The following is a 7,068-nucleotide window of genomic DNA, read 5'->3' as shown; positions in this document are numbered from 1 at the left end:
GTAATGTACTGTTACAAGCAATGCGACGACAGGCGACATGAGCAGCGTCGCCATGGCTTCAGGTCAGTTCAATCTCTACTTCCCCAAGACCATCGATATGGCCGCGCACGATGCCCGGCTTGTCGACCCTGTGTGCGCCGACGTACGAACCGGTGGTGAGCGTCCAGTCGGGCTCGATGGTAATGCCCATGGCGGCGCAATGGTTGACGAACCACACCAGCAGTTCGCGCGGGTCGCCTGCCGGGTTGCCAGTCGCGTCGGGCACCAGCGAGGCGCCGTCGAAGCTCAGCTCAAGTTCGGGTGAAACGAAATCGAAGCCGCGCGCGAGACCCGCATAAGCGAGCGGATGACCGGTGACCAAGGCGCCATTGTTCTGCGCATCGGCCAGTTGGGCGAGCGGCGCGACGTTCGGCCATTCGCTGAAGCGGCTATCGACAATCTCGATGGCGGGCAGCACCACGCCGACCTTCGAGAGTACCTCGTCACGCGCATAGGCGCGGCCGCGCGGCTCGATCGCCTCGGCGAAACGGAAAGCGATTTCGAGCTCCACCAGCACCCGGAAAAATCCGTCATGCGCGGCCCGCGCCGGCGACGGCAGCACCAGCGAAGCCGGGATCGGCGCACCCGCGGCGGCCCCGCCCGGCGCTCTTGCGCCGATCTTCCACGCGCCGGTCGAGTCGCCTAAACCCGCGATCACCGCCTGCTGGATCGCATACGCGGTCGCGGCATCGGGCGGCAGGCTGTCGGGTGTGGGCGCATCGATCGGGCGATGCAGCCGGCGTGCTTCGACGAGGCGGTGCGCGAGGTCGTGTGGCGTCATGTCGGTCCTTTCTGGCTGGCGCATTGAGCGGTTCATGGTGACGTGAGGTTGGGAAAAGGCGCAGACGTTGCCGCGACGCAAAGACCGGCGCTCGCGCAGGGTCGCCGCGCTGCACAGGCCATGGCGCTGCGACAAGCGATGGCCTCGCCCGTCAATGTACCGGATCGCGACACGCGCCAGGGGGCAGACTGTCTGCGCAAACGTTAGTTGATGCGCACACCGTAAAAAAAGACCGCGAATGCCCTGGGCAATCGCGGTCTTGCGGGTGAGGCGTTCATTCAAGGCGAAGTATCGCGCGCGGATGCTCCGACGGGAATGATTGTTGCGAAAGATGCCATGTTCGTCCGGCAGCCCCCTCGAGCCGGTTAGAACGTCTCCCAATCCTGGTCACCGCCGGCGCTTGCGGTCGCGCTCGACGTTGCCATCGCTTTGGCTGGAGCGCGCGCTGGCGCAGCGGCGGCTTGTGCCGCCGCACCTGTTGCAGCCGGCGCCTTCACCGTAGAAGCGGCGAACGAGGCCTTGCGCGCAGGCACAGCCCTCGAGCGCACCGGCGTTGCCACGCGAGCAGGCGCGGTGCTCGCCGGCGCCTTGTAACCCCCTTCCTCGAGCTGGAACACCGCGACCGCAGTGCGCAGCTTGCCCGCCTGGTCTTCGAGCGAGGACGCAGCCGCAGCGGCTTCCTCGACCAGCGCCGCATTCTGCTGCGTGACTTCGTCCATCTGCGTGACCGCACGCGCGACCTGGTCGATGCCGCCGCTCTGCTCTTCCGACGCCGCCGCGATCTCTCCCATGATGTCAGTCACGCGCTGCACCGCGCCGATGATCTCGGTCATCGTGCGGCCCGCTTCGTCGACGAGCGCCGAGCCCGACTGCACCCGCTCGACCGACGTGTCGATCAGTTCCTTGATCTCCTTGGCCGCCGCCGAGGAGCGCTGCGCGAGGCTGCGCACTTCGCCCGCCACCACCGCGAACCCGCGCCCTTCTTCGCCGGCGCGCGCCGCTTCGACGGCCGCATTCAACGCGAGGATGTTGGTCTGGAACGCAATCCCTTCGATGATCGAGATGATGTCCGCGATCTTCGCCGAGCTCTGGTTGATGTCGCCCATCGTGCCGACCACCTGGCCGACTACTGCGCTGCCCTTGTTGGCGATCTCCGACGCGTTCGCCGCGAGGGCGCTCGCCTGGCGGGCGTTGTCGGCGTTCTGCTTGACCGTGCCGGTCAGCTCTTCCATGCTCGACGCGGTTTCCTGCAAGGCCGAAGCCTGCTCTTCGGTGCGCGAGGACAGATCAATATTGCCGGCTGCGATCTGACGCGTCGCGGTCGCGATCGATTCGCTGCCGCTGCGCACCGTACGCACCGTTTCGGTGAGGCTGCGCTGCATTCTGGCGATTCCGTCGAGCAGTTGCCCCATTTCGTCGCGCGAGGTCACGATCACCGGACGGCGCAGGTCGCCGGCGGCGATCGCGTCGAAATGGCCGAGCGCTTCATCGAGCGGCCGGGCGATCGCGCGGCTCAGCGTCAGATAGGAAAACGCCGCTGCCAGCACGCCCACGACCAATGCGCCGAGGCTGACCATGCGGAACACGTCGAAATTACCCTGCGCATCCTCGTAGCCGCTCTTCGCCGATTCGAACTGGAGCTTGCGCACTGCGTCATCGGCGATGGAGAGCTCGTTGTAGGTCGCCTGCAGGCGCTTGGCGCCGTCGATGATCTTGCTCGGATCGTTCGCCGCGACAATCGCCGCAAAGGCGTCCATCTCGCGATGCAGCGCGTCGCGTTTGGCGGCGACGTCCTGCGCGAGGCGGTCCTCCTCGGCTTCGCGCGGCAGATCGAGATACTTTTTCCACCACATGTCCGACGTGGCGCGCATCGTGCGCGCGCGCTCGAGCGTCGCCGTGACTTCCGGCGTGCCGGCCATGAACGCGGCCCGGTCGAGCGCGAGGCGCTCGCGCGCCGCGTACAGTTCTGCGTTGCCGATATTGACCGCGCTCGGCATTGCATTGGTGAAGGTGTCCTTGTAAGAGTCGTTCGAACGGCTCATGCCGAACAAACCAAAAACGCCAATGGCGACCAGCAGCGCGGCGAGGAAAGCCATCGTGAGGCCAATCCGCGCCTTGATCGTAATGCCCTTGTTCAACATGCTCGTTCGTTCCCTGTGCTTGACCAATGAGAGGCTGCATGCGCAGCGCTAAGTGATGTGTGGCGTCTGCGTTCCGGCACTTTCCGAAGAAGCGCTCTAATAACCTCGTTTACGGCAAGGGAACTGCATACTTGAAGCATTTATAAGTATGAAGAAAGGCGTTGTAAGCAATTGGAAGGGGTTTTGAGAATCACGAATGGCCGCAGGTCGAGACGGATTGTCTTGGCGTGCTTGCCCGGGACACGCATGTCGGTGTAGTGGCTCGGCATCAGAACCCTGTTTTAGTTCCGCACCGGCGGGTCGTCGCTTCGGGTGGGAAACCGGGAGCGGTGCCGCACAACCCGGTGCAACACGCCAACGAAGCGACCTACGTAGCATGCGCAGTCCGCCTGATATCGCACGCGTGGTGCAATCAGTCTGAACCGTCCAGTTCGGCGCGGTTAGGAATCGACGGCTGAGCGCCGGCGCGCGTCACGGAGAGCGCCGCGGCGCGCTGCGCAAACCGGATTGCGGCCTCGACGCTCGCGCCCTGCGCGAGCTGCGCCGCGAATCCGCCGATGAAGGTATCGCCCGCCGCGGTTGTATCGACAGCCTTGACCTTCGGTGCTTCGTACAGCGTCGCGGCGGTCGCGCCGTCGAGCGTCGCCTGTACGCCACGCGCGCCCAGCGTCACCAGCACGTTGCGCACGCCGGCCGCGCGCAGCGCGGCAGCGGCCCTGGCGGCGTCCTCGGGGGTGTCGACCGGCAAATTGGTCAGCGCCGCCGCTTCCAGTTCGTTCGGAATCAGATAGTCGATCAGCGGCAGCCAGTCAGCGGGCAACGGCCCGGTGGCCGGCGCGGGATTCAGGATCACCGTCTTGCCGAGCCGCCGCGCGGCGGCCAGCGTCGCGCGCACCGTGTCGGGCGGCGTTTCGAGCTGGCAGATCACGACCTCGGCGTCGGCCAGCACGGCCTCGTGACGGGCGATGGTCGCGGGCGTCACCTCGCCGTTGCTGCCCGCGACAATCACGATCGCGTTCTGGCTCGCATCGTCGACGATGATCAACGCGACCCCGGTCGCCGCCTTGCCGGTTTCGAGCGCCGCGCAATCGATACCTTCCGCTTCGAGCCCTGCGCGCAACTGCACGCCATTGCCGTCCGCGCCGACGCAGCCGAGCATCGACACCTGCGCGCCGAGCCGCGCGGCCGCGACCGCCTGGTTGCCGCCCTTGCCGCCCGCGACCTGCGCGAAGGTGTGGCCGGCGAGCGTCTCGCCGGGATGCGGCAGGCGCGGCGCACGCGCGACGAGATCCATGTTCAGGCTGCCGACCACCGCCACGCGTGAGCGCGTTTCGTTACTTGCCACTGCTGCCTCCTCGATTGCTCAATGCGGGTCAGTCAGCGCCGCTGACTCACGCCGCCAGATCACCTTGCGCCGCACCCGCCCAGGTCGCCGTGGACTCACGCACGATCAGCCGCGGCGACACCACGCGCCGACGCCCGGGTCCAGGCGCGCGTACATTTCCCGCCGATGTTCCGGCGATCCGCTCGATCAGCGTCTGCGCGGCCATGTCGCCGAGCGCGCGCACCGACTGTCCGACCGTCGAGAGCGCCGGATAGGTCAGGCGCCCCAATTCGATGTCGTCGAAACCGATGATCGAGCAGTCGCGCGGCACGCTGATGCCGCGTTCCGCTGCGGCGCGCAGCGCGCCGATGCCCATCATGTCGTTGCCGGCAAAAATCGCCGACGGCTTGACCGTATCGAACAGTTGTGAGGCGCCGCGATGGCCGCCCGTGCCCGAAAAGTCGCTTTCGACGATCGCCCCCGGTGGAATCTCGATACCGCGCTCGGTCATCGCGCGGATAAAGCCGTGCACGCGCATCGCGCTGACCGCCGTCTGAACCGGTCCGGTGATGCAGCCGATCCGCACGTGCCCGAGTTCGAGCAGGTGACGCGTCGCGAGATAAGCGCCCTTCTCGTGGTCGATCTGCACGAGGTCCGCGTTCAGCCCTTCGATATTGCGGTCCACGATCACGAGCGGTTCGTGCGCGTCGGCGAGCGTCTGCGCGAGCACCGCGTCATCGCCGGCGGACGCGACGATCAGCCCGTCGATGCGCTTTTCCTGCAGCACGCGCAGATAGTTGCGCTGCTTGGCCGGGTCGTCGTCGGAGTTGCAGAAGAACACGCAGTAGCCGTTGCGCGCGCAGCCGTCCTCGATGCCGCGCGCCAGCTCCGCGAAATACGGGTTGGTGGCGTTCGGCACCACCAGCCCGATCGTGGCTGTCGCGCGCGCCTTCAACGAACGCGCCACCGCCGACGGCACATAGTGCAATTGACGGATCGCGTGTTCGACCTTCGCGCGCACGTCGGCCGAAACCGGCCGCGAGTTGTTCACCACGTGCGATACCGTCGTGAACGACACGCCCGCCACGGCCGCCACATCCTTGATCGTCGCCATAACCTGTTGCTCCCTGCCTGTTTTTTCGCCGGCCGCGCCACCTGGCGACCCGCCGGACGTCTTCCTCGAAGACAGATTCAACCCATGAATACCGATGCTTTACCGCTAGTCACGCTGTCGCTGCCGTTTCGTTTATTCCCCACCCCCGCCTCCGGCTCAGGCGCGCTTGCGCCGGCTCCGGTAGGTGTCCAGCACCACCGCCACCACGATCACCGCGCCGGTGATCATCCGTTTGGTCGGCTCGTTCGCGCCGATCTGCGCGAGCCCGGCCGCCAGCACCGAAATGATCAACACGCCGAAAAACGTGCTGATCACCGAGCCGCGCCCGCCCATCAGACTCGTGCCGCCGATCACCACCGCCGCGATCACCTGCAGCTCCACGCCGACGCCCGCGTTCGGGTCGGCCGCTTCCAGACGCGAAATCTGGAACAGCGCCGCGAGCCCGGCGAGCGCGCCCATCAGCGCGAACACAATCACTTTGTACGGCTTCGGATTGACGCCCGCGAGCCGCACCGCTTCCTCGTTGGTGCCGATGCCGACCAGATAGCGGCCGAATACCGTGCGCGTGAGCACCAGCTGCGCGATCACCATCACCGCGACCGCGATCAGGAACGCCGGCGAAATGCCGAGCGCGATCGGGTTCGACAGGAAGTCGAACGCGTCGCCGATATAAGCGGTGCGGGAGTTGGTCATCTGGTAGGCCATGCCGCGCGCGGCTTCGAGCACGCCGAGCGATACGATGAACGACGGAATCCGCCAGCCCACCGTCACCGCGCCGGTGATCGTGCCGGTCAGCGCCGCCGCCGCGACCCCGAGCAGCGCCGACGGCAACGGCCCCCAGCCCCACTTCAGCGCGGCCACGCTCACCACCGACGCCCCCAGCGCGAGCACCGAACCAACCGACAGATCGATCCCGGCGATGATCAGCACGAAAGTCATCCCCACCGACATCACCACCAGATCCGGAATCTGGTTGGCGATCGTGCTGAACGTGTCGTAGGTCAGAAAATGCGAACTCAGCAGCGAGAACAGCACGATCATCCCCAGCAGCGCACCGGCCAGCCCCAGGTAGTTCGAAAAGCCCAGCCGCGTGCCGGCCGGTTTGCCGCTCGCGAGCCGCGCCGACGGATCGGCCGGCGGCACGGCGTTCGCGCTCGCATTGGCCCTGGCCGCGTCCGCTTTGCCGCCCGCCGCGTCACGCAACGATCGATCGGTCATGACAGACTCCCTGCTTCGTTGATGTCGGGCGCGTGCAGCAATGCTTCGCGGCTGCGGTAACCGGCGAACGCGGCGGCCAGCAACGCATCCTGCGACCAGCTATCGCGCTCGAACACACCCGTCATGCTGCCCGCGGACATGACGCCGATCCGGTCGCAGATCAGCATCAGCTCACGCAGGTCGCTCGACACCACGACGAGCGCGCGCCCTTCACGAGCGAGCGCGCCCATCAGGCCATAAATATCGAACTTCGCGCCGACGTCGATGCCGCGCGTAGGTTCGTCGAATAACAGCGCGCGGCAATCGCGCGCGAGCCAGCGGCCGATCACGACCTTCTGCTGATTGCCGCCCGACAACTCGCCGACGATCTGCGCCGGCCCCGAGCTGCGAATGCGCATCGCATCGATCTGCTTCTTCGCGAGCGCGTTCTCGCGCTTCGCATCGACGATGC

General features: G+C 66.5%; 6 protein-coding genes. All 6 read right to left on the bottom strand.

Translation table 11 applies throughout. The features are described 5' to 3' along the window. Nucleotides 1–58 precede the first annotated feature (58 nt). On the bottom strand, nucleotides 59–820 hold the full coding sequence (locus tag CIC12_RS14750) for a hydratase (RefSeq protein WP_168664833.1): 762 nt from the start codon (nucleotides 818–820) through the stop codon (nucleotides 59–61). Between the two features lie 365 nt (nucleotides 821–1,185). Next, nucleotides 1,186–2,961, bottom strand: coding sequence for a methyl-accepting chemotaxis protein (locus CIC12_RS14745; protein ID WP_168664832.1), 1,776 nt, complete (start codon nucleotides 2,959–2,961; stop codon nucleotides 1,186–1,188). A 412-nt stretch (nucleotides 2,962–3,373) separates the two neighbouring features. After that, on the bottom strand, nucleotides 3,374–4,306 hold the full coding sequence (rbsK, locus tag CIC12_RS14740) for a ribokinase (protein WP_168664831.1): 933 nt from the start codon (nucleotides 4,304–4,306) through the stop codon (nucleotides 3,374–3,376). Between the two features lie 46 nt (nucleotides 4,307–4,352). Then, on the bottom strand, nucleotides 4,353–5,399 hold the full coding sequence (locus CIC12_RS14735) for a LacI family DNA-binding transcriptional regulator (RefSeq protein ID WP_168664830.1): 1,047 nt from the start codon (nucleotides 5,397–5,399) through the stop codon (nucleotides 4,353–4,355). A gap of 156 nt (nucleotides 5,400–5,555) precedes the next feature. Beyond that, nucleotides 5,556–6,617, bottom strand: a complete 1,062-nt coding sequence (locus tag CIC12_RS14730) for an ABC transporter permease (RefSeq protein WP_168664829.1) — start codon at nucleotides 6,615–6,617, stop codon at nucleotides 5,556–5,558. After that, nucleotides 6,614–7,068, bottom strand: a 455-nt coding sequence (locus tag CIC12_RS14725; protein WP_168664828.1) for an ATP-binding cassette domain-containing protein, incomplete at its 5' end; no start/stop codon positions are given. The genes CIC12_RS14725 and CIC12_RS14730, both read right to left, overlap by 4 nt.

Origin of the sequence: Paraburkholderia sp. SG-MS1 (genome assembly GCF_012275575.1) — a bacterium.
GTDB lineage: Bacteria > Pseudomonadota > Gammaproteobacteria > Burkholderiales > Burkholderiaceae > Paraburkholderia.
This window is presented reverse-complemented; position numbering and strand designations above follow the sequence as displayed.

What these genes read in the sequence shown, in the direction of transcription:
- CIC12_RS14750 (WP_168664833.1), bottom strand. Translation starts at nt 820, where the DNA reads ATGACGCCACACGACCTCGCGCACCGCCTCGTCGAAGCACGCCGGCTG.
- CIC12_RS14745 (WP_168664832.1), bottom strand. Translation starts at nt 2,961, where the DNA reads ATGTTGAACAAGGGCATTACGATCAAGGCGCGGATTGGCCTCACGATG.
- CIC12_RS14735 (WP_168664830.1), bottom strand. Translation starts at nt 5,399, where the DNA reads ATGGCGACGATCAAGGATGTGGCGGCCGTGGCGGGCGTGTCGTTCACG.
- CIC12_RS14730 (WP_168664829.1), bottom strand. Translation starts at nt 6,617, where the DNA reads ATGACCGATCGATCGTTGCGTGACGCGGCGGGCGGCAAAGCGGACGCG.